Origin of the sequence: Parabacteroides caeci, from assembly GCF_023656795.1 — a bacterium.
GTDB lineage: Bacteria > Bacteroidota > Bacteroidia > Bacteroidales > Tannerellaceae > Parabacteroides > Parabacteroides segnis.
Genome location: NZ_JAMOKT010000006.1, coordinates 98,391 through 124,246, shown reverse-complemented (window position 1 = coordinate 124,246; position 25,856 = coordinate 98,391). Strand labels below are relative to the sequence as shown.

Here is a 25,856-nt window from a genome sequence, read left to right as displayed (position 1 = left end):
TAACCCTGGGTTTATAAAAACCCGCTCCTATCTTTCCGCCCTGTAAGGGCGAAACAGATAAATATCAACCATTTCCATCTTGTCGCACCCTTACAGGGTGCCTCAGAAAGAGAAGGATTCAAGGGAACCCAGGGTTAGAACCCTGGGCTAGTTTGTTACAGGCCTACAGCCTGAAGGCACCGTCACTAATTGGTTCATCCTATAATTAGCAGATAGCTCAAATCTTTCTATAATTACCCCCCATTTATTTCCAGTAAGGCAATGTATAAGGATTGCGATACTGATACCAGTACAACCGATGTGCAGCGGCTTCCTTATCATTGACGAAACTTAATGTAGCCGGATTCCATTTTACCGGACGGTTCAGTTCGCGGGAAATATTTGCCAGACAACAAAGCGTATTAGTGCTGCAACCTACCTCTACCGGAGCAATCGGATTCTCACGTGAACGAACGCAATCGATAAAATTCTGCATATGAGGCGAACTTACTTCATATTCCCCTTTACCGACTTCTTTCTTCTTGGCTTTCAACAAGGAAGGATCCGAACATTCGATATAACCGCGTGCTACCTTCAGCCATCCTTTATCACCGATAAACTGGATACCCTGAGCATTCTCATTATCTTCCCGATAGGGTTGTTCGGTCATCACAATACCGTTGGCATATTTCATGGAAGCATATTTCTGTCCGTTATAACCTGCCGGAGTAAATTCTACCGGACCGGAACCGTCCATACCGATAGCAGCCTGAGCGATGTCAAACATATGGGCACCCCAGTCGGCCGTAAAGCCATTACCGGTTTCCTGATACCAACGCCAGGCTCCCCACAACTGTTCGTTCTGCTCCGGATCGAGAGAGATCGGAGGACAAAGATCCGGATGATAGTGTACCTTCGGATCATTCAACGGTCCCATCCATTGATTGAAGTTCAGATTTCCCGGCACAGGCATTTCCGGCAGATCCAACGGTTTTGGAGGTGCACCGACACGGGCATATATTTTCTCTACATGACCGATCGCTCCATTACGAACCAACTCGATCGCTTTCTGAAACTCTTCGCTCGAACGTTGCTGGCTTCCCACTTGCAGCACCCGCTTGTTATCGCGGACGGCTTTTACCATCGCCAGACCTTCGGCAATTGTATAAGCCAACGGTTTCTGGCAATAAACATCTTTTCCCGCCTGACAGGCATGAATGGTAGTCAAAGCATGCCAGTGGTCGGGAGTTGCCACCTCGATCGCATCGATGTCCTTACGTTCCAACATATCTTCATAAAACTCATAGCTGTCGCAACGCGGCGCTACGCCCTGTTGCTTCTGCCAGGCCGTAATTCTACGCACAAAACGTTCGCGTTTCATGGAATCTACATCGCAACCGGCAGCAACCTGCACACCCGGACAATTGGAAAAACTGGTAAAATCGGATAAACCTTGCTGCCCCAGCCCGATAAAGCCTAAAACAACCCGATCGCTCGGTGCGATGCGCACTCCATTGATCGACCAGCTGGGAAGGATTGTAAAACTGGCTAGTCCCAGTGCAGACAAGCCGAGGAATTTTCTTCGGGAAATTCCTTTCTTCTCGTTCTCTTTCATGGTATTAAATTATATTGGTCTTAAAAAATCAATACCGCAAATGTATAGAATTTATTGTAATAAATAAAAAAAAGCGGGAATATTTCATCAAATATTCCCGCTGATATGATATTGTATTATAGCTTAAAATGCATAACCGAAGCCCATATTCAGATAAATCGGATACATGGCAAAAGTAATCGTATTAAAATCTTTCTTGAATATATCGTTCATACCCCAGGTCAGGTCTGCATACACATTCAAATGTTTGAAGGCTTTCCATTCGCCTCCCAGCTGTAGCCCCCATGCAAAACGACGCAGGTCTTTGGAAAAATCGTAAGGAGCACTTTTACCGTCTTCAAATACGACTTTGTTACCGGTCGGATCGAGTTCACGCAAATAGCCGTCGTACACATCGCCCGTAAAATTACCTTCCATCCGATAGGAAACATACGGTCCGGCATTCAACTTCCAACGCGGAGAAACCCGCCAGGCAGCCAGCACAGGAACAGTCAGATACGAGTTATTTACCTTTGTCTTTACCTGTCCGGTCCAAAAGCCTTTCATACGTTCACCACCGTCACCGATGATCTCCATACTATAATTCTTGACACGGGCATCTGTTTTCATACCCTTCGTTTCAAGGCGCAAAGCAAGCATAATCCCCCAGGTGCGCGCCGAGTTAAGCCATTTCGTCACATTCCCCTCGATGGCAATCTGCAATGTCGGGTTATAACTGTCGATGGAGCGTATCTCTTTCGGCAATGGCAATGGAGACGTACCTCCGATACTGAATCCGGCTTTTACCTCATATTCCAACCCGATCAGATATGAATTGATGATACCGACATTCTGGTCTTTCTGGGCAAACAGACTATGGCTAGTCAGCAATAATAAACCCAGGATACTTATAATTAATTGTTTTTTCATACTGTTTTATGTTTATTCTTCCACAGAATGGATCAGTTCGACTTCATCTATATATAATGTACTGCCAACTGCTCCGTTGAACAAATCACCTTCTATACTGGAAGAAAATACAATTGCCACATTATATTTTCCAGCTTTCAACTTATCCCGGTCGATAGTTTTACCCGGTCGCATATTAAACGGCAGATAGAACTGTGTCCATTCATCCGTCTCTTTTGCATCTTCGATCCGTGCGACAGAGATCAAGTTGGGATGGCTGAATTTGTTAGTTCCATCCAGCATCTTCACATCATCGGTCGTCTCATAGAAGATCGCATAGATATCGAACATATCTTTTTTACCGGGAACGATCTTTCCTGATTCAGAGAAATCCGGTCCTGCCTTGTACTTATAATATCCGGTCAGATAAGTCGGTACATACTCGAACGGCATACCGAATTTAGTTGCTTTCAAGGCATTCGTTACGGCACTGAGAATATCGAATGTACCCATAAACAAGTTTCCGGCAGCAATCGGCATACCTAACCGACTTCCAAAGTCACCGGTTGAGCGGGTTACTAATCTTACACAATTATCCTTATAGCCTTTATCTGAAGAAAGTGTCGGAAAGGTATCACGGGGGGCATTTACATCTGTCAGAGCAAATCCGGGGTTACCGCTTGCCCAATCCATTATAGTGTTTCCATTATCATCTGTTTCATAGAAAACATCATAGCCAGCTTTACCTTCATGTCTGACCTGTTCAAAACTATATTGTGTACCGATACCGGTTATCACATAATTCACCTCATAGCGTTTCTTCCATTGTCCATCTTCCGAAACGACAGTGTAATACTGCGGTTCGCTAAAATCAAGCGTCGTTCCGCTAGCCGGTGAAATAGAGGCTCCCGGTGTCAAAGTAAATTCGGGCGATTGTTTCGATAAATCAGTATTTGATTTAACCATCAATGTAATCTTATCATTTGTAATAATAGGATCGCGACGCAATATGTCGGCTGGTACTGTACAGGTCAGGATATCAGCTTCTGCATTCAGCGCCTCGTCCTGGATACAGGACATTCCCATAATACTTAAAAAAAGACAGGTTAATAAGCGTGTCAGCTTCATTTTGTTTCTTTTTTAGTGAATAATCCAATAATTACTTTTTCCATAAAGCGACTGCAAATTTACTTCCCTTTTTCGAATTTGTCTGCAATATTATGTTTTTATTACATATTTTATGGGAGAAGACCAGACTTTCTTCCTATTTACTATATAAAAAGGCGGGCTCTCGCAAGTCCGCCTTTTCGAATGTTTAACCCTTTATACTAACTATGGTATCGATCCGATCATTGATGCTCGGACCGTAGTAAGTCGTTGACAGTCTTTACCGGATTGAAAGTCTCGATAGGGACTTCTACAAATACGGTATTCCAGTCGCTCATTGCACCATTCCACAAACCGGGAAGTTCCAATGCCTTCAAATCGCGACCATCTTTACTCTTGTAAGAGATGAAACCGGTATTTTTATCTACATAATCAGGCAGATTATATTTTTCTCCTTTATGATTCTTCAATGCACATACCAGGTCAACCGGATTGAAGTGGGTGCCTTGTTCGAACATCGCTTTCTTTGCCGGATCTTTCAGGTCGATCTGCGAACTTTCCAGAATCTGCGGAGAGACAGTGCCATCCGGATTCTGTGCCAGGAACGGACCGCCGCCCGGTTCGCCTACATTCTTCACCATACCGCAAACACGCAACGGACGGAGCAGTTTACTCTTGATATAGAGAATCAGTTCGGCATCTTCCAGCAACTTCGTATCCGGATTCTTGATACACAGGTCATCCTGCAGGAAATGAATCATTTCTTCCACCTGGTCATGTGAATATTTTCCTGTTTCGATCAGATTCAGATAATTGAATATACGTTCCTGCAAAGTAACCAACACACCGGCTATCACTTTCTTAAAGATAACAGTCGAACATTTGAAACTGTCGGGAACGACATTGTCGATATTCTTTACGAAAACGACATCGGCATCGATATCATTAAGATTCTCGATCAAAGCACCATGACCACCCGGACGGAACAACAATTTTCCATTCTTGTCGCGGAAAGGATTGTTTTCCATATCGGCGGCAACCGTATCCGTACTCGGCTTCTGTACACTGAAGGAAAGATCATAGCCTACCGAGAACTTTTCTTCGTATGCCTGTTTCTTTTCTGATACCAACTGTTCAAACAAAGCCTTATGTTCGGGAGATACGGTAAAATGGATATTTACTTCACCGGCATTGTTCTTGGCATACATGGCACCTTCAGCCAGATGTTCTTCCATGGCAGTACGGATCGTTTCGCCTGCACGGTGAAACAACAACAGACCTTTAGGCAACTGTCCGTAATTCAAACCTTTGGCATCCAGCAAATTGAAAACTACCGCCTTATAATTGCCGGCAGCGATCAGTGCCGGAATATCTTTTTCTTCGTTTGCCAGGCAAACGGCATTCAATGCATTATAAAAAGCGAAACGGGTAATCTCGCTAAAGAATTTCTTTTCAAAATCACTGGTCGGCACATCGTAAGAGGCTGACAGAAACTCGTACAGGTTCTTAAACATACGGCTGGCAGCACCCGAAGCAGGTACAAATTTCAGGATCCGTTTATTTTTAGCAAGATAGGCATCCCACGCATCCATATAAGTTGCCTGGTCCTCCTGCGATACAACCATTATACCTTTTTCTACTGATGCGGATGCGGCTATTTCCAGATAAGGGAAACCTTTGACGAAACAGGCCAGTTGTTCTTCAATCTGCTGTTCGCTGATTCCTTTATCAGCCAATTGCTTTAAATCGTTTGCGTTTAACATAGTATATCTTTTAAAATTAGTACTCTTCGCATTGTGACATAGCATTTTCCGTCTATGCTTCTCGCAAATGTATAAAAATACTGTTAGAATAGCATTGATATTCGAGGAAAAAAGATACTTTTACAGTATGTTTTACCGCCTGTCCTCAAATGGGCAGTAAAAAAGAAGATGCAACTATGGACATACAACCATTCTTTACGGAAGAAGAAAGAAAAGATTTCTTCTCAAAATACAGACAATTGGTACGTAGCCTCTACTCCTTTTTACATAGAGAGGATATACGGAAAATGAGAGAGTTGATGCAGCGCGTTGTCGCACTCGACTGTTACGGAAGAGACAAGAACGGCATCAACGGATTGATTCGCAATATTAATACTGCACTGATCGCAACAACGGAGATCGGGCTGAAACGGACTTCGGTCATCGCCCTCCTGCTCTATCGCCCGGTGCTGAAAAAGGTTATTACACTGGAAGAGGTCGAAAAGACGTTCGACGCAGATGTCACGCTGATCATTCAGCGCCTGCTGAAGACTTCCGATCTGTATGCCCGCAATACGGCCGTCAATTCTGAGAACTTCCATCACCTGCTCTTTTCTTTTGCAGAAGACGTCAGGGTGATACTGATTATGATTGCCGACCGCCTCTGCCTGATGCGCTTGGGCAAACAGTTGAAAGAGGACGACCGCCTGCGGCTCGCCACCGAGGCTTCATATCTGTATGCTCCCCTGGCCCATCGCCTGGGGTTATATACGATAAAGAGCGAACTCGAAGATCTGTCGCTGAAATACACCGATCCCAAACAGTATGATTTCATCAAGAAAAAGCTGAACGAGACCAAACGTTCACGCGACATTTATATAGCCGAATTCATTGCACCTATCAAGAAAAAGTTGCAGGAAACCGGCTTACAGTTCGATATCAAAGGACGTACCAAATCCATCCACTCGATCAACAACAAGTTGAAAAAGCAGAAGATCGAGTTTGAAGGTATATACGATCTGTTCGCGATCCGTGTCGTGCTGGATACTCCGCTTGAAAAAGAGCGTTCGGAATGCTGGCAGGTATATTCGATCATTACCGACATGTACCAGCCGAACCCCAACCGTATGAAAGACTGGATTTCCATTCCGAAGACGAATGGATACGAGAGCCTGCATATCACGGTCATGGGCCCGCAAAACAAATGGGTGGAAGTGCAGATCCGTACCCGCCGGATGGATGAGATCGCTGAACGCGGACTGGCAGCTCACTGGAAATACAAAGGCGTGAAAGCCGAAAGCGGACTGGACGAATTCCTCAATACCGTACGTGCCGCCCTGGAAGAGAAGGAGAACAACCCGCTCGACCTGATGCAGGATTTCAAGATGGACCTGTATAAGGACGAAATCTATGTCTTCACACCGACCGGCGAACTGATCAAACTGGCGAAAGGGGCCACCGTGCTCGACTTTGCCTTTGCCATCCATTCAAAGCTGGGATGCAAATGCGTTTCCGCCAAGGTAAATGAAAAGAACGTACCTATTAAATATGTACTGAACAACGGAGATACGGTTTCGGTCATCACCTCTCCAGCCCAGACGCCTAAACGCGACTGGCTGAACATCGTCATCACCTCCAAAGCCCGTGTAAAGATCAAGCAGGCCCTCCGTGAAGAGACAGCCAAAGCGGTCGACTTTGCCAAGGAGATGCTCCAACGCCGTTTCAAAAACCGGAAGATCGAGATGGAAGAACCTCATCTGATGCGTTACATCAAGAAGAAAGGATTCAAGACCGTCACCGACTTCTACATCGAAATAGCCGAAGAACGCCTCGACCCGAACAATGTGATCGATGAATATCAGGAGTTTGTCCGCAAGGAAACCGAGACCAACGACCGTTCGGAAACCCGCAGTGCCGGCGAATACATCACGACCACCGAAGTGGAGGAAATATCCACCAACAAGGATGTTCTGGTAATCGACAAGAACCTGACAGGGATTGAATACAAGTTGGCAAAATGCTGCAACCCGATCTATGGCGACGAAGTATTCGGATTCGTTTCTACCCAGGGCATCAAGATCCACCGGATGGATTGCCCGAACGCGCAGGAGATGTTCAGCCGTTTCGGTTACCGCATCATCCGTGCAAAATGGAGCGGAAAAGGCGACAACGGATATGTGGTAACCCTTCGCGTTGTCGGTAGGGACGATATCGCGATCGTCACCAACATCACCTCGGTGATCGGAAAAGAGAATGGCGTCACGCTCCGTTCGTTGAACATAGATTCGGTAGACGGGATATTCCAGGGTAACTTTGCCGTACTGGTGAGAGATACCAATTCGCTGAATATGCTGGTCAAGAAAATAAAATCAGTCAAAGGAGTCAAGACGGTAGACCGCCTGAATTCATAAAAAAAAGGCTCGCCATAACGGTCGAGCCTTTTTCTTTTTTTACAATCAAATAATTAATACTAAAGTAATAAAATAAAGTTCTTTGTATTTTTACCTTAAAAACATTTTCTGTTATTCACTTTTAAATTGATAGACAAAGATAAATCTTTTTGTTCAACTATTAAACGTATTACCGCCCGTCAGACGAACCCCAACGGTTATTGAACAAAAAGATTTATTTTAAGGACAAAATCAGTCTTTTGCCTGATGCACCGTCAGTTGCGGGAACGGGAACCCGATACCTTCAGCATTGAAGGTTGCATAAATAGCTTTATTGGTATCAAAATAAACGCCCCAGTAATCGGAACTTTTTACCCATACACGCACAACGACATTGACACTGCTATCGGCCAGCGCACTCAAGGCTATGAAAGGAGCCGGTTCGTTCAAAACACGTGCATCCTGTGCAAGAACGGATTCGATCACTCTCTTAACATGCTCGTAATCGCTCCCGTATTCCACACCGAAAGTCCATTCCACACGACGCGTCGGCTCATTACCGATATTGGTTACCACCCCGCTGCTCAATGAGCCGTTCGGAATAAAAATATTTTTATTGTCTGCCGTAAGCAAAATAGTATGGAAAATCTGAATCTCCCTCACCGTACCGCCTACACCCTGCGATTCGATATAATCGCCCACCTTATACGGCTTGAACAAAAGGATAATCAACCCGCCGGCAAAGTTCGACAGGTTTCCGCTCAACGCCATACCGATAGCGACACCGGCAGAAGCAAGCAATGCTGCGAATGAAGTCGTCTGTACTCCCAACGCCCCTACAACGGAAATGATCAACAGGATCATCAACGTAACATTCACCAGACTTCCTACAAATGTTTTAACAGACGGATCAAAATCACGTTTCGTTAAAATACGGCGAACAAGTTTGTTAATCATGCGGATAATAAACCGTCCTACAACGAAAACAATGATAGCTTTAATAATTGTCCACCCTAAATGACTACCCTGCTCTATCAGGGAATTGATAAAACCTTCCAATTTCGGATTGGATGCCAACACATCTAATAATATCATATTTCTATCTATTTTAATTAAACACTTTTATCTTATAACAATCAAAGCATCGAAAAGTCTTATAAAATGTGGCAAAGGTATAAAGTTTTTTTAATCCGGCGGCAGAACAAGATATTTGCGTAGCTTTGCGACGATCAAATAACAGATAAAAACAAGAGAATGAGATTACTGCTGATATTCATCACTTTTATCCTGGCAACAACTAACTGTTTTGCCCAATCGTATGAGGAACTGATTGAAAAAAGTTACGACTTTCTGGATAAGAAAGATCTGGTGTCTGCCGAAGAAAGCCTGAGGGCCGCCATGCGTCTGGAGCCGGGAAACCCTATGAACTATGCCTTGTTGACAAACCTCGGAAGTATCCAGCGCCGCCAGGGCAAGCTCCAAGATGCGCTGCTTTCCTATACGGCCGCACTCAGCGGACGTCCCAACAATCCGACTATCCTGGAGAACCGCGCCTCTCTCTACTCCGAGTTGGGAGAAACGGAGAAAGCGCTGAATGATTACGATGCCTTACTGATCGTGGAACCGACAAACGAAGAGGCTCTTTACTGTCGCGGACTGATCTATATCCAAAAGAAGAATTATATCTGGGCGGAGCAGGATTTCGATAAAATACTTGAAATGAACGAAAAGTCCGTCCGTGCCCGTCTGGGACATGCCATTCTTGAAAAGATGCGTGGTAACTATGAGGAAAGTGAAAGAATCTTCAACTACCTGATCAGCCAGATGCCCCGTGACTGGCTGTTGTATGAAGGTCGTGCCGATGTGTACTTCATGATGGGCAAGAACGCCCGCGCCATGGCAGATATTAACAAGGTATTTATTGAAAGTACTCCCAGCGCTTCCCTGTATGTGCTGAGAGGGAAAGTGAAGCTGGCCCAGTATGAAAAAGAATCCGCCGCAAAAGATTTCCTGAAAGCACAGGAAATGGGCTATGACCAAACAATCATTGACGAGTTGATGAAGATGACAAAATAAGAATCTATTTAGAAAGTTTTGAGCTATCTGCCAATTATAGGATGAGCCAGTTAGTGACGGTGTCTTCAGGCTGTAGGCCTGTAACAAACTAGCCCAGGGTTCTAACCCTGGGTTCCTTTGAATCCTTTTCTTTTTGAGGCACCCTGTAGGGGTGCAACAAGGTAGAAAGGGTTGATATTTATCTTGTACCGCCCCTACAGGGCGGAAAGGCAGGAGTAAGTTTTCATAAACCCAGGGTTAGAACCCTGGGCTGGTTTGTTAAAGCCTTACAGGCTTACATTGACACCGTAAGGGCGGTTCGCGAACCGCCCTTACCAACGACGCTACATTCATATTTGATAAATTCCAAACCTATTATTTTTTCGCAATATATTCAGCAATCCAGTCCCCTACTTCGCTGGTCTTGTAGGCTTTGCCATTTTCAGCGATATCTTCGGTTACAATATTGGCATCCATGGAAGCAGCAACGGCTTCGCGGATCAATGCACCTTCTTCCATCAGGTTGAAAGCATATTCGAACATTAAGGCGGCACTTAGGATAGTAGCCAGCGGATTGGCTATATTCTTTCCGGCAGCCTGCGGATAAGAACCGTGGATCGGTTCGAACACGGAAGTATGCACACCGATAGAAGCAGAAGGCAGCATGCCTAATGAACCGGTAATTACCGAAGCCTCGTCTGTCAGGATATCACCGAACATGTTTTCGGTAACCATCACGTCGAAACTCTTCGGCCATTGAACCAGACGCATAGCGGCGTTGTCGACAAACATATATTCTGTCTCCACATCCGGATATTCCTTTTCGATCTCCTGTGCTACCTGACGCCACAGACGAGAAGTAGCCAACACATTCGCCTTATCGACTACCGTTACTTTCTTGCGGCGTTTCTGTGCATACTGATAAGCCAGGCGAACGATACGTTCGATCTCTTCACGGGTATAAACACAGGTATCATAAGCCGTGTTTCCATCTTCGCTTCTACCCTGCGGACGACCGAAATACATACCGCCTGTCAATTCGCGGATACACATAAAGTCTGCTCCCTCGATCAGTTCGGCACGAAGCGGAGATTTATGCAACAGCGACGGGAACGTTGTCACCGGGCGGATATTGGCAAAAAGTCCCAGTTTCTTGCGCATTCCCAGCAGTCCTTGTTCGGGGCGTACCTTTGCGGAAGGGTTATTATCATATTTCGGAGAACCGATCGCACCAAAATAAACGGCGTCGCTCTGCATACAAAGTTCGTGCGTTTCATCCGGATACGGGTTGCCGGTCTCATCGATGGCAACCGCTCCCACCAGAGCGTGTTTGTAACTTAGTTCGTGGCCATATTTTTCGCATACGGCTTTAACGGCTTTCATGCCTTGTTCTACAATCTCGGGACCGATACCGTCGCCGGGAAGGACTGCGATGTTTAATTTCATTTCAGTTTGTTATTTTAGTCTCTTTTAAATAGCACATATTTGGGTTCCATAGGGACGTAGCTATCATCGTCCCACAGGGTGCTCGTAATCATCAGGTCGGCACTGTAACGGTTACAAGCAATGGGTACATTATGAACACGACACTGGCGAAGCAACATCTGAATATCAGCCTCGTGCGGTTGCGCGTTCAGGTCATCGATCAGGAAGACCGCCAGATCCACCTCCTTGCGTACCACCATGGCGGCAATTTCTGCATCACCACCTAACGGCCCGGAATGCATACAGATTACTTCGGCAGCAATACCTTTCTCGTCGAAAGCATTACGTATCAGTCCGCCGGTTGTACCGGTACATACTAAAAGATGGTGGGAAAGGAATTCTGCATTGTGTACAGCCCATTCTACCATGTCAGCTTTACGATTGTCGTGCGCTACCAGCGCAATGGTCAGTTTTCTGTTCATAACTAATACCTCCTATATTTATTGTTCAATCTTATTCAGCATCTTCAGCGTCGCCTTGATGGCGGCTTCCGTCTGGTCGGCATCGAGGCCGCGGGTTTTGAAATCTATCCCGGCATAATTCCAGCTGATGATCGTCTGCACAAAGGCATCGGTACGACCTCCGGGGGGAATGGATACGGAATAGTTCGTCAGCATCGGGAACGGGCGGCCCAGATCGGAATAAATCTTGCGAAGGGCACGGACGAACGCGTCGTACTGGCCGTCGCCGGATGCGGATTCCTCGTATGCCTCGCCGTCGATCTCTATTTTCAGCGTGGCTACCGGCCTCAGTCCCTGCGCCAAAGATAAGGAATAATTTAATATACGGATACGTTGGTCTGCCATTGTATCATGGTGAAGGACATCACTGATGATATAAGGCAGGTCTTCCGTCGTCACCATTTCCTTCTTGTCACCCAGTTCGATGATCTTTTCGGTGATCTTGCGCATGGACTCGTCGTCCACGTCGATTCCCAACGATTCCAGGTTCATGCGGATATTCGCCTTGCCGGAAGTCTTTCCGAGGGCATATTCGCGGACACGGCCGAAACGTTCGGGGATCAGGTCGTTGCAATACAGGTTGTTTTTGCTATCGCCATCGGCATGGACGCCGGCACATTGCGTGAAGACATGTTCACCGATGATCGGACGGTTCGGGGCGATATGGATGCCGGAATAGGTCTCGACCAGGCGGCTTGCGGCATTGATCTTCTCTTCCCGCACGCTGGTCTGACCGTTCAGATGATCTTTTATCACAGCGATCACACTGCTGAGCGGTGCATTTCCCGCTCGTTCGCCCAGACCGTTGATCGTGGTGTGGACACCGTGTATTCCTGCCCGGACTGCCGAATAGACATTGGCTACCGCCAGGTCGTAATCGTTGTGGGCATGGAAATCAAAATGAAGCCCGGGATAATGTTCGAGCATCTGTTTGCAGAACTCGTACGTATTGCCCGGATTCAGGATACCCAACGTATCAGGCAGCATAAAACGTCGGATCGGCAGGTCTTTCAACGCATCGATCAGCTGGAAGACATAATCGGGGGAGTTTTTGATCCCGTTCGACCAGTCTTCCAGATACATATTAACCTCAATACCTTTTTCGGTAGCCAGCGATACAACAGAACGGATATCTGCAATATGCTGTTCGGGCAATTTGCGGAGTTGTTCGGTTACGTGTTTATACGAACCTTTACAGAGAAGGTTTACCACACGACAACCGGCCGATTCGATCCAGTTGAGCGAGGCGTCGCCATCCACAAAGCCCAATACTTCGAGCTTATGCAGATTTCCGGTACGTTCGGCCCAGGCAGCCACTCGCTTCACGGCTTCGAACTCTCCGTCCGATACGCGAGCAGAGGCAATCTCCACGCGGTTTACTCCCAGATCCCCCAACAGCATCTGCGCAATACTGAGCTTTTCGTGAGCCGCAAAAGAGACACCCGATGTTTGTTCCCCGTCCCGAAGGGTTGTATCCATTATTTCTACCATCTTACTTTCTATTTGCTTCGTACGCTTCTATCTTCGACTTATTAGCCAGCAGGTAATCGATATCGTCCAAGCCATTTACCAGGCAATCTTTTTTATAGGCATTGATGTCAAAGGATTCGCTTTTGCCGGTTGCGTTGTTGGTAATTGTCTGCGCGGGCAGGTCGATTGTCAACGTTGCTTCCGGATCGGCTTCGACAGAAGCAAATATCTCCGCCAGGAACTCCGGAGAAACAACAACCGGAACAAGGCCGTTGTTCATCGAATTGTTCTTGAAGATATCGGCGAAGAAACTGCTGACTACCGCCCGGAAACCATATCCGGCAATCGCCCAGGCAGCATGTTCGCGACTGGAACCGCTACCGAAGTTCTTCCCGGCAACAAGAATCTGACCTTTATAAGTATCCTGGTTCAATACAAAGTTGGGATTAGGGTTACCGGCCTTGTCATAACGCCAGTCGCGGAAAAGATTATCTCCGAAACCCTCGCGTGTGGTCGCTTTCAGGAAGCGGGCCGGGATGATCTGGTCTGTGTCGACATTTTCCAAAGGAAGGGGGACACAGGTCGATGTTACTATCGTGAATTTTTCTTTCATTTCGTTCTCTTGATTTTTCAGTTCGTAATCTTATTACATTAAATCTCTCGGATCGGTGATCTTACCCGTCACTGCCGCAGCCGCTGCAACCAACGGTCCGGCCAGGATGGTACGTGCACCCGGTCCCTGACGGCCCTCGAAGTTACGATTTGAAGTAGATACGGCATATTTGCCTGCCGGAACCTTATCTTCATTCATGGCCAAGCAAGCCGAGCAACCCGGCTGACGCAGTTCGAAACCAGCTTCCGTCAACACCTTATCGATACCTTCCGCACGGATCTGGCGTTCCACCTGCCAGCTGCCCGGAACCAGCCATACGATCACATCGTCGGCCTTTTTCTTTCCTTTCACCAGGGAGGCAAAAGCACGGAAATCCTCGATACGGCCGTTCGTACAACTTCCCAGGAAGACATAGTCGATCTTTTTGCCCAATACAGGTTCACCGGCGGTGAAGCCCATATAGTCCAGAGATTTCTTATAAGAGATACGGCCGGCTTCGTCTACGCTCTCCATCGTCGGGATGTTTTCGCGGATGCCCATTCCCATTCCCGGATTGGTTCCGTATGTAACCATCGGGTCGATATCTTCTGCATGGAAAACGATTTCCTTGTCGAATTTAGCATCGGGATCGCTGTACAGTTCACGCCATTCAGCCAGTTTCTTTTCCCAGGCTTCGGCACGGGGAGAAAATTCACGGTCTTTCAGATAGTCGAAAGTGACCTGGTCGGGAGCGATCATACCACCGCGAGCACCCATTTCAATAGACAGGTTGCAGATGGTCAGACGTTCTTCCATCGTTGTGTTGCGGATAGCTTCGCCGGCATATTCAACGAAATAACCGGTAGCGCCGCCTGTCGTCATCTTACTTATAATGTATAGGGCGAAATCTTTTGCCGTTACACCCGGTTTGCGCCGGCCGTCGATGGTGATACGCATCGTCTTCGGCTTGCGCTGCATAATACACTGAGTAGCCAATGTCATTTCTACCTCGCTGGTACCGATACCGAAAGCAATTGCACCCATGGCACCGTGGGTAGAAGTATGAGAGTCACCGCAAACGATCGTCATACCCGGCTGAGTCAGGCCAGTTTCCGGTCCTACTACATGGATAATACCGTTTTTGGGGTGTTGCAGACCGTAATAAGTCAGGTTGAAATCCTTCGCATTCTTTTCCAATGTATCCACCTGGTTTTTGGAAACAGGGTCTTCGATCGGTTTCTCCTGGTTCAATGTCGGAATATTATGGTCCGGCATACAAGTAATCTGCTCCGGTCGGAAGGGCTTCAGGCCACGGGCACGTAACCCCGCAAATGCCTGCGGACTGGTTACTTCATGGCAGAACAGACGGTCGATGTAAAACTGGATCGTTCCGTCGGGCAGGGTATCCACCACATGTTTCTCCCAAATCTTTTCGAATAATGTCTTGCTCATTGCTAATTATGTATTATGTTATTTTACGAACTTGTTGATTGCGTCGATAAAGGCTTCTACGGAAGCAGCGATGATATCGGTATTGGCAGCAAAACCGTAGTAATTGTTTCCGTCGTATTCCACCTGCATATGGACTTTACCCATGTCGTCGCTACCTTTATTAATAGCCTGGATGAGAAATTCCTGGATGGTCATCGTACGATGGATAATCGACTTCACGGCTTTGATGGCAGCATCGACAGGGCCGTTACCGGCAGCGGCAGCCTGGAACTTCTCACCGGCGATATTCAAGCAGACGCTGGCGACAGACTGTAAACCGACACCCGATGTAACCTGCAAATATTCCAGTTTGATACGGTGCATGGCTGTGCGGTCTTTTCCGGCCAACATCAACACGTCGTCGTCATTAATATCTTTCTTGCGGTCAGCCAGTTTCAGGAATTCCTGATATACCTTATCCAGTTTTTCCTGGTCCAGTTCCACACCTAAAACACTCAGGCGGTGTTTCAATGCGGCACGTCCGCTACGGGCAGTCAATACGATTGCGTTATCGTCGATACCGACATCTTTCGGGTCGATAATCTCATAGCTTTCACGGTTTTTCAATACACCGTCCTGGTGGATACCGGAAGAATGGGCGAAAGCATTACGTCCGACAATCGCCTTGTTCGGCTGAACCGGCATGTTCATCAAGCTGGAAACCGTACGGCTGATGCCATAGATTTTGGTTGTGTTTATATTGGTTTCGATACCACGTTCTTTGTGGCTGCGGAAGATCATGGCTACTTCTTCCAGCGAAGTATTACCGGCACGTTCGCCGATACCGTTGATGGTCACTTCCACCTGACGGGCACCGTTCAGGACCCCCTGCACGGTATTGGCAGTTGCCATACCCAGGTCATTATGGCAATGAGTGGAGATGATTGCATGCTGGATGCCGTCCACATGTTCCATCAGATATTTGATCTTTGCGCCATATTCGTCAGGCAGACAGTAACCGGTCGTATCCGGGATATTCACAACGGTTGCACCCGCTTTGATCACCGCCTCCACGACACGTGCCAGATAGGCATTGTCCGTACGTCCGGCATCTTCGCAGTAGAATTCTACGTCTTCCACATATCTTTTGGCATACTTGGTGGCAGCGATGGCACGCTCCAGTATCTCGTCCTGGTTGGAGTTGAACTTATAACGGATATGGTAATCGGAAGTACCGATACCGGTATGGATACGTCCGCGTTTGGCGAACTTCAATGCTTCGGCAGCCACATCTATATCTTTTTCAACCGCACGGGTCAAAGCACAGATAGTCGGCCAGGTAACGGCCTTGGATATTTCAACCACACTGTTGAAATCGCCCGGACTCGATACAGGGAATCCAGCCTCAATCACATCGACGCCCAGCTCTTCGAGTGCTCTGGCAACCTGAATCTTTTCAATACTGTTTAACTGGCAACCTGGCACTTGCTCACCATCCCGTAATGTGGTGTCGAAAATAAATAATCTGTCTGACATAGTTCTTATCGTCTTAAATTTGTTAATATTCTTTTGTTCATTCATAAAAAAAGCCTCTCTCACAAGGAAGTGAGAAAGGCTCTTTAATATCTTCATGCATCAGAAAAGCACGTACAGTCTCACTTCCTATCCCGTTCCCAGAGTAGAATAATGTTTAGAGAAATAATGAGACTATTTGCTATGTTCTGTTTCATTGTCATTTTTATTTAACGCTGCAAAGATACAGCCTTTTTCTAAACCACCAAATATAAAACGATATTTTTTACACATATTATCTTATAAACTGAAAGAGGAAAGGCTTTCGAATTAATAAATCATTACTCAAACTCCCTTCCTATAGCAGTCTCCCACCTATCCTACCCTGATAATCGGTATATCCAGCAGGAATGCGATTTTCTCCAGTTTATCTACCTGATGTCCAAGCCCTATCGCACAATGATGGGAAGGGCCTGCCTTGCTCCATGCGTCGATAAAAGCACGGGCACCACAAGCAAAACGATAGCGGCTGTTCGTATTTCCAATCTTCAAAGTCGGTCCTTCCACCGATTCTCCTTCGGCTGCCAGCAGGAAAACGCCGTCTTTCCCTTCGCAGACGGACAACAAAGTAACAGGGCCATGTTTGACCGTCATCTGGATAGACAATCCTTTACCCGGTTTGCCATGATAAACCGGAAGCGGCACCAACCGGACTTTTCCTTCCGCTATGGTAAAATGAGCCGGACCGTCATGCCCCAGCATAACGATATCATCCTTGAAATCGAGGGCATAAAATTCAGAAAAAGAGCCGCCTGCTCCCAACAAAGACATGATCTTCATTGCCTGTACATTCTTCACTTCACATTCGCCGGCAACAGGGATCTCGCGTCCGGTCAACAACGTGTTCCCGGCAATGACGGAAGTCACGATATTCTCATAGTCATTTCCGGCATAGCCTTCATAATAATAGGCCATCGAACCCAGGTCGTGCGCATCGATCAGCCTGTCAAGGGCTATGGATGTCCGGGCGGCACGTTCCAGCTCACCGGCTTCGCATTGCTCGTCAATCTCAAAACAAGCATTGAATTCATCCAGTTTGTCTTTTACATCTTCATCGGTAACATTGTCACGGTAGGCTTTCAGTTCGCACATCTCCACGATTTCCACATGCGTACCGAAAACAGACGACTGCCGGGTCAAGTCGGTATACACATCGAGCATCCCGCAATAATAATGGCCCAGGATTCCCATGCGGTTATTCTTCATCCCATTTACCACACGGGCGGCATCGATCCAGCCGTTTATCTGCTTCCACACATATTCTTCCTGCAAATAGCCGCTTACGATTTCATAAGGAATACCGGCGCGGTTGAACACGCTAGCAAATTCAGGTACGGAACAGGCCTGGCAATGTGCCAGCCATTCACCTGTCATTTTTCCCCTGTCACCCAAGCCGTTTATATATTCATAGTCGATTGCCGCAACGGGCTGGATATTCAAGAGAATAACCGGGACTTTCACACGCTGGGCCAACGGAAGGACCGTCGAAGATAAAGCGTAGGTAGAAATAAAGACAAACAGAAGGCTGATCTCTTCCTTCTTCAGATCTTCCGCTGCCTCAACAGCTTTTACCGGGTTATCAGCAATTCCGGCGTTAACGACTTCAGTGTCCCGACGGGACATCTCCGATGCGATCCAGTCCTGGTATCCGCAAAGACGTGTGTATAATCCTTCAAATTGGGGCCAATACGTATCCAGGCCCAGTCCAATCAGGCCGATTTTAGTTTTTCCTGTTTTCATGGTATCTATTTTTCTATTATAAAATGTTATCAATAAGGAATACGGACGAATGCCTTTCTATCGGTAATGTAACCGTTGTCGTTTCCATACCGGAAACACGTTTATGTTCATATGCCACCTTCATCCGCTGTCCGGTATGAGGGTTCAATAAGACAGGTTTCAGCTTCCCCCGCAACACGACATTTGCCTGATAGGGTTGATCTTTCAAATTGGCAAAATAATAAACAGACTGATTTTTCAGTTCCTTATGTATGTAATTCAATTCATGCCCTGCTTCAAAGGCCACATCAGGAACAGGATAGGAATCTTCGATTGCTGTCTTTAATGCATCCGGTCCTGGTTTCTCTACGAAAAAGGCTTTACCCGCAGTTGCGTAGGAAGCATTCACACCTAATATACGGGAAATGATCTCTTTCACCTCCTTGTCCTGTCCCGGTTCTACCGATTTTTCCGGCAACTGGGTTGTAAATATGACATTCCCCCCGGATTTAAAGAAAGACTCGACCTGTCGTAAAGCCGTTAACGATATTGTTTTTACTCCGGGAATAATAATCAACCGGAAAGTTTCTTTGTTCACCTGATTATCGAGGTGCAACAGTCCTTTTTTCACACGGCATTTTGTAGACAAGACCTCCGGATGCAGATAAGTGAAATCACGCCCGAGAGTATCAGTCAATAAAGCCGAGACATGTGTATAATCCGTATTCGGGATCATTACCCCGCCTTCATAAAATCCCAGTTCCCCGTCCATCACATGTTCTCCCTGAAGAGATTCGATCGGGTAAAGGACTGCTATATCGGCAACATGTCTTCCTTCCTGCTGCAAAATATAGTTGAGACGTGACAGGAACTTATTAAATGCCGGAAGTGAGTCCCGGTATAGTTCGTTCCGCCAAGATAACTCAGGCAGAAAAGTAACATGCTGATCGTTATACCAGACAGCATGAGGGATAAGCGTATTGACCCCTTTCGTATATTGTTCCATGGCTATGTGGTAAAGCTCTTTTACACTGATATTCCCCATAGCACCGTATGTTTCGGACATTACCTGGCGTTTGTCCCAGTTATAGGCAGAAGAAGAAACCACTTTATAAAACAATTCGGTCGGACGGCCTCCGCCAATCTTGTCAATACCGGGAATCCCCATATATTTCCCGCACAACATCAAGTCACCTGAAGTACCCACCGGATTCGCAATCTCTTCCTGATCCTGATGGCCGGTAGAGTAAATATCATGGGCAGAAGCCCATTCACCGATTATTTTCATAAAACCTTCGGAATACAAATGGGCACGCAAGCCAAACAGACGGTTTCGCGCAGATTGCGTTTCCTCCCCGATGTCATACCATAATGCCGGATACAACAATTCGGGGGATTCCCCGTAACGGGAGATAAATTTGTCGTTAAACGCGTCTGTCCAGATACGTCCCTTAGCCCGGTACAGGGTCGGTTCATCGAAAAAAGTTTCTATGATCGTATTCCCGAAATAGGGAGAGAAACGGTCATAATATGCCTGATGAGTTTCTTTTACAAACAGCCTGACGGCTTCTGGGTCCAGATAATCCACATTCGGATCGCCATCTTTCACACAGACGAAAAACATGATCTTCCAGGCCCCTTCCGGAACTTTCCAGTTGAGTTTGCCGGAACGGATATGTTGTTTCAGTGAAATCCGATGCTTCGTCAGCGTGTCCATTGCAACGACCGACATCAGTTTTCCGGCAGGAACGACCTGCTCGAATGATTCGCCGGCAGCTACTTTATACTCCACTTTATCCAGCCGCTTGATTGTGGCATTCGGATATTTGTTCATAAAACGAGGTACCCCATCCGCATTGATGGCTCCCATACTTCCACTCGGAAAGCCATACTCATCATACAGGGACATATGCACATCCAGCTTCCTGGCTTCCTCTATAATCTTGCCATAAAGATTGAAATAATCGTCAGATAGATATTCAGGTTTGAAATCTTGCCCAAAAGGAAGGATTGCACAACCGCCATACCCATCTTTTCGGATCATCTGACGGAATTGGTCCAGCAATTCGTTTTCATTGACCGTCGCATTATTCCAAAACCATAAAGGAACAGGCTTGTATTTATTCTCTGGATTTACAAAAGCCGACTCACTGACCTGGGCAGATACTCCAAACGAGACAAAACACATACATATGACAAAGAAAATACCTTTCATTAAAGATTCTATTTAGGTTATACAATGATTACCGTTTTTATGATTGCACAAATATAGAACCTCTGCTTCAACAGGTTATTTTCAAAACTGATTCTATTCTTCCTATTTTTGATAGTTCAGCCGGAAGGGGGATTGGTTTGTATAAGATTATAATTTATATTTGTCCTCTAAAGAGTCAACCTCTAATAATATACTCGATTTTACTCTGATACAATGACCGAAAAGTATAATACTTTCACGATTCTATATGAACAGCAATATGAACGTTTATTTCGTTTTGCCCTTCATTTTGTACCTGATCATGAAGATTGTGAAGATATACTGGCCGATGTCTTTGTTGCTATTTGGGAGAACTGGGATACATTGAAAAAAATAGACAACCTCAACTCTTATCTTTTTACATCCGTCAAGAACAGATGCCTGAAGTTTCTAAACAAACAAAATCATTTTGAAGAATATATCGAATATCTGCATATCCATTTAAGCATCGATTCAACCACTCCGGAGTCTCTCCTGCATTCGGGCGAAATGACAGGGATAATAGAAAACGCACTGAATCAACTCCCCCAACGATGTAAACTGATCTTCCTAATGTTGAAGGAAGAGAATCTTAAATACAAAGAAGTAGCCGATATCCTGGGTATTTCTGAAAAGACAGTGCAAGCTCAACAAATCATTGCTAAAAAGAAACTGACAGAGATTGTCAGACATTACATAAATGAATAGTAAACATACATATTAGTTAACAAATACTAAACACCAACTTTCCTTTAGGCATAAATGATTGTTTCCGGATTCTATATATAAAAACGTAGAATTATGAACAATCAAGAACAATCATGGAAGGGTCTACCCGAAGAACAACTTACCGATAAGCTGGCCGGACAAATACGCAGCCAGGCAGACCCGGAAGCGATTCGGAAAAGAAAAAGGAGTGTTCAGGATAAAATATTTATACAAATACAGCAACGAAAAAAACAAAAAGAACGAAGAATCCTTTTTGTGTCGATTGCAGCTTCCCTGCTCGTGTTATTTACCATCGGATATAACCTTTTGACAGGCAGTCATAGTAGTGAACAAATAGCCTGGATCGAAATATCCACCCCCAAAGGAGTACGCGATTCGGTATTATTGTCCGATGGCAGTAAAATATTTTTGAATGGAGGATCCGACTTGAAATATCCCCGGCAGTTCACAGGAGATACACGTGAAGTGTCTTTCACCGGAGAAGGTTATTTTGAGATTGCGAAGAATGCAAAGAAACCATTTTTAATTAACACCGAACTTATCGAAGTTAAAGTTTTAGGAACCAAATTCAACCTGAAAGCTTATGCAAACGATATGTCGGTAGAAACAATACTGGAAGAAGGCCGCGTACAAGTGAAACATTCCGCCTCGAATCAGATACTCGATATGAAGCCTAACGACTGTGTAACCTTCAATAAACAAATGAATACATTTTCGACCAAGCAGGTAGATCCCTTAGTGGCTACTATGTGGAGGAGCGGAAAGTATTCTTTTCACTCTACCCCATTCCCTGAATTCGCCCAGACATTGGAAAGAGGGTTTGGTGTAACATTTATCATTGAGAATCCGGATGTGGCCTCCCGCCACTTTACCGGTGAGTTCATACGGGGAGAATCAATCGATGAAATATTGAATATCCTAAAAATAAGTAGTAAGCTGAATTATCAGAAAAAAGATAATATTATCACGATCAGATGAGATAGCAGTAAAGTAATCAGAATATAAACCTAATCTAATATCGCCTATGGTATAACTTCATTAAAAAAAAGAATAGGAAATACCTCCATATTCCCTATTCTCTGCGTTTGCCGAAGCAAACACGTAAACTTAATTAGCAATTAAATTTCTTCACAAAAGTATGAAAAAAAACAAGACAAGCATCTCGTTTCAGGCATTTATTGTCTTAAATTGAAGCGAATTATGAGAATTACAGCCTTTTATTTAATCTGTTGCGCTTTATATGTTTCAGCGGAAACATATTCGCAAACCAAGGTATTTTCATTTACCATGAAAAATGCAAGCATAGAAGAAGTTCTCTCAGTTATAAAAAAAAGCAGCGAATATTCTTTCTTCTACGAGGATTCCCAAATCGACCTAAGTCCCAAAGTTTCAGTTTCCGCCCGGAAGGAGACTGTTTCAAGTATTTTAGACAAAGTGTTAACTGACAAAAACATCAGCTATAAGATCGAGAACAAACATATTATTCTTTACAAAGCAGAACCTAAGAATCAACAGGCCAGCAATAAAATATCAATAAAAGGCCAGGTATTCGATAAGCAGGAGCCGCCTTCTCCCCTGCCGGGTGTTACTATCCAGATAAAAGGTTCTAACCAGGGCGTAGCCACCGATCTGGACGGCCTTTTCCATATCGAAGCCCAACGGGATGATATTCTGATCTTCTCGTATGTCGGTTACAAACCTGTCGAATATGTGGTAAAGCGTCATCAGTCGAACCTGATCATTTCATTGGCCGAAAATATAAGTGCTTTGGAAGAGGTGATCGTAACCGGTTTCACAGAAGAACGTAAACTAAACAGCATTTCCTCTATCTCGCAGGTTAAACTGGATGCAACACTCAATAACAAACCGATCACTTCATTATCACAGGCGCTGCAAGGTGGTGTGACAGGAATTACCGTCACACAATCGACCGGCCTGCCGGGTGGAGATGCGGCAATAATAAAGATCAGAGGCGTTACGATGGGTAACCTGTCTCCACTGGTCCTGGTGGATGGTATCCCTATGAATATGGACAACCTCGATCCCACAACGATTGAAAGTGTCACTGTCTTAAAAGATGCGGCGGCGGCAGCTATTTATGGAGCCCGTGCAGCAAACGGAGTTATCGTGGTAAAAACGAAAAGGGGCCAGCCCGGCAAAATCAAAGTCAGTTACAATGGATACGGTGGCGTGCAAAAAGCAACCTATATGCCTGATTTTGTAAATGCCCCGACTTACATGAGAATGATGAACGAAGCCCACAAGAATAATGGAGGCGACCCGGTTTATTCGGAAGATGCGATACAAAAGACAATCGACCAAAGCGATCCATACAAATACCCCGATACCGACTGGACGGATTTGTTATGGAAAAATGCAACGATACAAAACCATTCGGTATCCGTTTACGGAGGTAGCAGCATTGCCCGTTTTGCCATTACAGGTAATTATATGTCGCAGACTGGTTTTGTCAAAGATTTCACATACGATCGTCTGAACCTCCGCGCAAATACCACCGTCAGTTTACGTGAGAATATCACAGTAGGCGTTGACCTGAATGTGATTCGCGGAACACAGCATAAATGTAGTGTGGACGGAGCTACCGGAGCATTCAATCCTATTAGCTTGCTGTACTGGACACCTCCTACTATCGTGGGTAAATATCTGCAGCGGGAAGGAGACCCCAATGAATACTATGGGAATTACGGTTCAAGCATGAGAAATCCGCTGGCACAAATTGAAAAAGGAGGTTTTACCGAGAACCTGACAGATAATATCAGTGTCAACCTGCAACCCAAATGGGGAATAATACCCGGTTTAAACCTGGCCGGACAATTCAGTTACCAAGTAAACAGCGGTGCAACCAAAGGAGACCGTCGTGCAGTCAACTTTTTCGATTACGATAACGGACAGCTTATTGCCACATGGGGTAACTTTCAGCCTTCCTCCACATGGCGTTCCAGCTATTACTATATAGGGGGAACCGTTGACTATACTAAAACGTTTAATGAAAAACACCGGCTGTTTGTCATTGCCGGAGTAAATGCCGAATTAAACAACAGCGGCGTGTGGGATGAATATGCCATGCAATCATTACTGGCTAAAGCCAATTATACGTACGACGAACGCTATTTGTTTGAAGCAACTATCCGCCGTGACGGATCGTCACGTTTTGGTCCCGGAAATAAGTTCGGTTGGTTCCCGTCCGGAGCTATCGGATGGAATGTGAATAAAGAGGCTTTTTTAAAGGAGGTTGAATGGATAAACAATCTAAAACTAAGAGGTTCATACGGATTATTGGGAAACGAGAATATCGGCGCCTATAAATACCAAAGTACGATCGATCCGAACAACGGCTCCGAACTTATTTTCGGAAATCCGGATATTTCATGGGAAAAGGTATCCATGTTCAACACTGGTGTCGACTTTAGCATTTTCAATAATATGATAGATATCACCTTCGATTATTACGACAAACTAACCTCAGACATTATTTTAAGACCGCCTTTATCATCTGTCGGCGGTATCGGACAATCGGATATCAATGCCGGAGAAATAAGAAACAGAGGTTGGGAATTCAGTATGAATTATATGCAAACCTTCGGGGATTGGAAAGTTTCAGCATTCGGAGGTATATCCCGTAATAAAAATAAGATTGAGAAACTACCCGGAGGTCCTTATGACGGCGGTAGCCATATCGACAAAGAAGGACATGCGTTGAGCAGCCATTACCGGTATGTGTCGAACGGATTATTACAGGAAAGCGATTTCATTCAGCAAAGTGACGGAAGTTACATCCCCAAAGAAGGCATTGTAATCATAGACGGACAACAGCCCGGAGACATCCGTTATATGGACCTTGACGGTGATAATATGATCACGGCTAACGACCGTAAAGTTATGGGAAACGGAGAACCTGATTTCAACTACTTCGCAAACCTGAGTCTGAACTGGAAAAATATTGATTTTGAGATCATGCTACAAGGCGTATCGGGAGTTGATGCCTACTACGGAGGAGCCTTTTCCGATCCGATTGGCAATGCTGCCACTCCACAGACATTCCATCTGGACTATTGGACAAAAGATAATCCGGACGCCCGTTTTCCACGCTTGACACCAACCTCCGGCGAAAACGGCAAATCATCTGATTTCTGGTACTTTGATGCCAGCTACTGCCGGGTAAAATATATCCAGGTAGGATATACGGTCCCTTCTTCTTTTAGCAATAAATACTGGGTATCCAATCTGCGCTTCTTTGTAAATCTTCAGAATCCGTTTACAATAGCTAAAGAAAACAAGATTGACCCTGAAGCCAGAGGAGGAGACAGTACTTATCCTCTGTCAAAAACATATTCCGCAGGTATAAATATTTCATTTTAAAAGGAATA

At 45.4% G+C, this 25,856-nt stretch carries 18 protein-coding genes; 5 read left to right on the top strand and 13 right to left on the bottom strand.

Annotation, left to right across the window (positions count from 1 at the left end):
* Positions 1–244: 244 nt before the first annotated feature.
* The 4 genes from NBH15_RS04735 to NBH15_RS04720 all read right to left on the bottom strand — a co-directional run bounded on the left by NBH15_RS04735 (position 245) and on the right by NBH15_RS04720 (position 5,352).
* Positions 245–1,594, bottom strand: coding sequence for a Gfo/Idh/MocA family protein (locus tag NBH15_RS04735; RefSeq protein WP_128134133.1), 1,350 nt, complete (start codon positions 1,592–1,594; stop codon positions 245–247).
* A gap of 123 nt (positions 1,595–1,717) precedes the next feature.
* Positions 1,718–2,503, bottom strand: coding sequence for a porin family protein (locus NBH15_RS04730; RefSeq protein WP_250822115.1), 786 nt, complete (start codon positions 2,501–2,503; stop codon positions 1,718–1,720).
* Between the two features lie 12 nt (positions 2,504–2,515).
* Positions 2,516–3,610, bottom strand: a complete 1,095-nt coding sequence (locus tag NBH15_RS04725) for a PCMD domain-containing protein (RefSeq protein WP_250822114.1) — start codon at positions 3,608–3,610, stop codon at positions 2,516–2,518.
* A 221-nt stretch (positions 3,611–3,831) separates the two neighbouring features.
* Complete coding sequence (locus NBH15_RS04720; RefSeq protein ID WP_186961919.1) at positions 3,832–5,352, bottom strand: DUF4301 family protein; 1,521 nt, start codon at positions 5,350–5,352, stop codon at positions 3,832–3,834.
* 176 nt (positions 5,353–5,528) lie between these two features.
* Between NBH15_RS04720 and NBH15_RS04715 the strand changes: the two genes are divergently transcribed.
* Positions 5,529–7,742 carry a RelA/SpoT family protein gene (locus NBH15_RS04715; RefSeq protein WP_128134136.1) on the top strand — a complete coding sequence of 738 codons (2,214 nt, stop codon included), beginning with the start codon at positions 5,529–5,531 and terminating at the stop codon, positions 7,740–7,742.
* A 231-nt stretch (positions 7,743–7,973) separates the two neighbouring features.
* Here NBH15_RS04715 and NBH15_RS04710 read toward each other — a convergent pair whose 3' ends face one another.
* Complete coding sequence (locus NBH15_RS04710) at positions 7,974–8,816, bottom strand: mechanosensitive ion channel family protein (protein WP_007654449.1); 843 nt, start codon at positions 8,814–8,816, stop codon at positions 7,974–7,976.
* Between the two features lie 159 nt (positions 8,817–8,975).
* Between NBH15_RS04710 and NBH15_RS04705 the strand changes: the two genes are divergently transcribed.
* A complete protein-coding gene (locus NBH15_RS04705; RefSeq protein WP_128134137.1) occupies positions 8,976–9,797 on the top strand; it encodes a tetratricopeptide repeat protein in 822 nt (273 codons plus the stop codon).
* A gap of 354 nt (positions 9,798–10,151) precedes the next feature.
* Here NBH15_RS04705 and leuB read toward each other — a convergent pair whose 3' ends face one another.
* The 8 genes from leuB to NBH15_RS04665 form a co-directional block, all read right to left on the bottom strand.
* Entirely contained in the window at positions 10,152–11,222 is a 1,071-nt protein-coding gene (gene leuB / locus NBH15_RS04700) for a 3-isopropylmalate dehydrogenase (protein ID WP_028726080.1), read from the bottom strand.
* Positions 11,223–11,236: 14 nt separating this feature from the next.
* Positions 11,237–11,683 carry a methylglyoxal synthase gene (locus tag NBH15_RS04695; RefSeq protein WP_007654467.1) on the bottom strand — a complete coding sequence of 149 codons (447 nt, stop codon included), beginning with the start codon at positions 11,681–11,683 and terminating at the stop codon, positions 11,237–11,239.
* An 18-nt stretch (positions 11,684–11,701) separates the two neighbouring features.
* A complete protein-coding gene (locus NBH15_RS04690; RefSeq protein WP_128134138.1) occupies positions 11,702–13,213 on the bottom strand; it encodes a hydroxymethylglutaryl-CoA lyase-like TIM-barrel protein in 1,512 nt (503 codons plus the stop codon).
* A 1-nt stretch (position 13,214) separates the two neighbouring features.
* The gene (gene leuD / locus NBH15_RS04685; protein WP_128134139.1) at positions 13,215–13,805 is read right to left on the bottom strand and encodes a 3-isopropylmalate dehydratase small subunit; all 591 of its coding nucleotides are present in this window, start codon (positions 13,803–13,805) and stop codon (positions 13,215–13,217) included.
* A gap of 33 nt (positions 13,806–13,838) precedes the next feature.
* Positions 13,839–15,236: a 3-isopropylmalate dehydratase large subunit gene (gene leuC / locus NBH15_RS04680; RefSeq protein ID WP_244050830.1), complete on the bottom strand. Its 1,398-nt coding sequence runs from the start codon at positions 15,234–15,236 to the stop codon at positions 13,839–13,841.
* Positions 15,237–15,254: 18 nt separating this feature from the next.
* Positions 15,255–16,751 carry a 2-isopropylmalate synthase gene (locus NBH15_RS04675; RefSeq protein ID WP_128134140.1) on the bottom strand — a complete coding sequence of 499 codons (1,497 nt, stop codon included), beginning with the start codon at positions 16,749–16,751 and terminating at the stop codon, positions 15,255–15,257.
* A gap of 351 nt (positions 16,752–17,102) precedes the next feature.
* On the bottom strand, positions 17,103–18,527 hold the full coding sequence (locus tag NBH15_RS04670) for an L-fucose/L-arabinose isomerase family protein (RefSeq protein WP_244050829.1): 1,425 nt from the start codon (positions 18,525–18,527) through the stop codon (positions 17,103–17,105).
* 16 nt (positions 18,528–18,543) lie between these two features.
* Positions 18,544–20,721 (bottom strand): glycosyl hydrolase, encoded by a 2,178-nt coding sequence (locus tag NBH15_RS04665; RefSeq protein WP_250822113.1) that lies wholly within the window; start codon positions 20,719–20,721, stop codon positions 18,544–18,546.
* A 213-nt stretch (positions 20,722–20,934) separates the two neighbouring features.
* Here NBH15_RS04665 and NBH15_RS04660 point away from each other — a divergent pair, with 213 nt between their 5' ends.
* The 3 genes from NBH15_RS04660 to NBH15_RS04650 all read left to right on the top strand — a co-directional run bounded on the left by NBH15_RS04660 (position 20,935) and on the right by NBH15_RS04650 (position 25,848).
* Positions 20,935–21,447 (top strand): RNA polymerase sigma factor, encoded by a 513-nt coding sequence (locus NBH15_RS04660; protein ID WP_128134142.1) that lies wholly within the window; start codon positions 20,935–20,937, stop codon positions 21,445–21,447.
* Between the two features lie 93 nt (positions 21,448–21,540).
* A complete protein-coding gene (locus NBH15_RS04655; protein WP_244050828.1) occupies positions 21,541–22,446 on the top strand; it encodes a FecR family protein in 906 nt (301 codons plus the stop codon).
* A gap of 309 nt (positions 22,447–22,755) precedes the next feature.
* Positions 22,756–25,848: a TonB-dependent receptor gene (locus NBH15_RS04650; protein WP_250822112.1), complete on the top strand. Its 3,093-nt coding sequence runs from the start codon at positions 22,756–22,758 to the stop codon at positions 25,846–25,848.
* Positions 25,849–25,856: the final 8 nt, after the last annotated feature.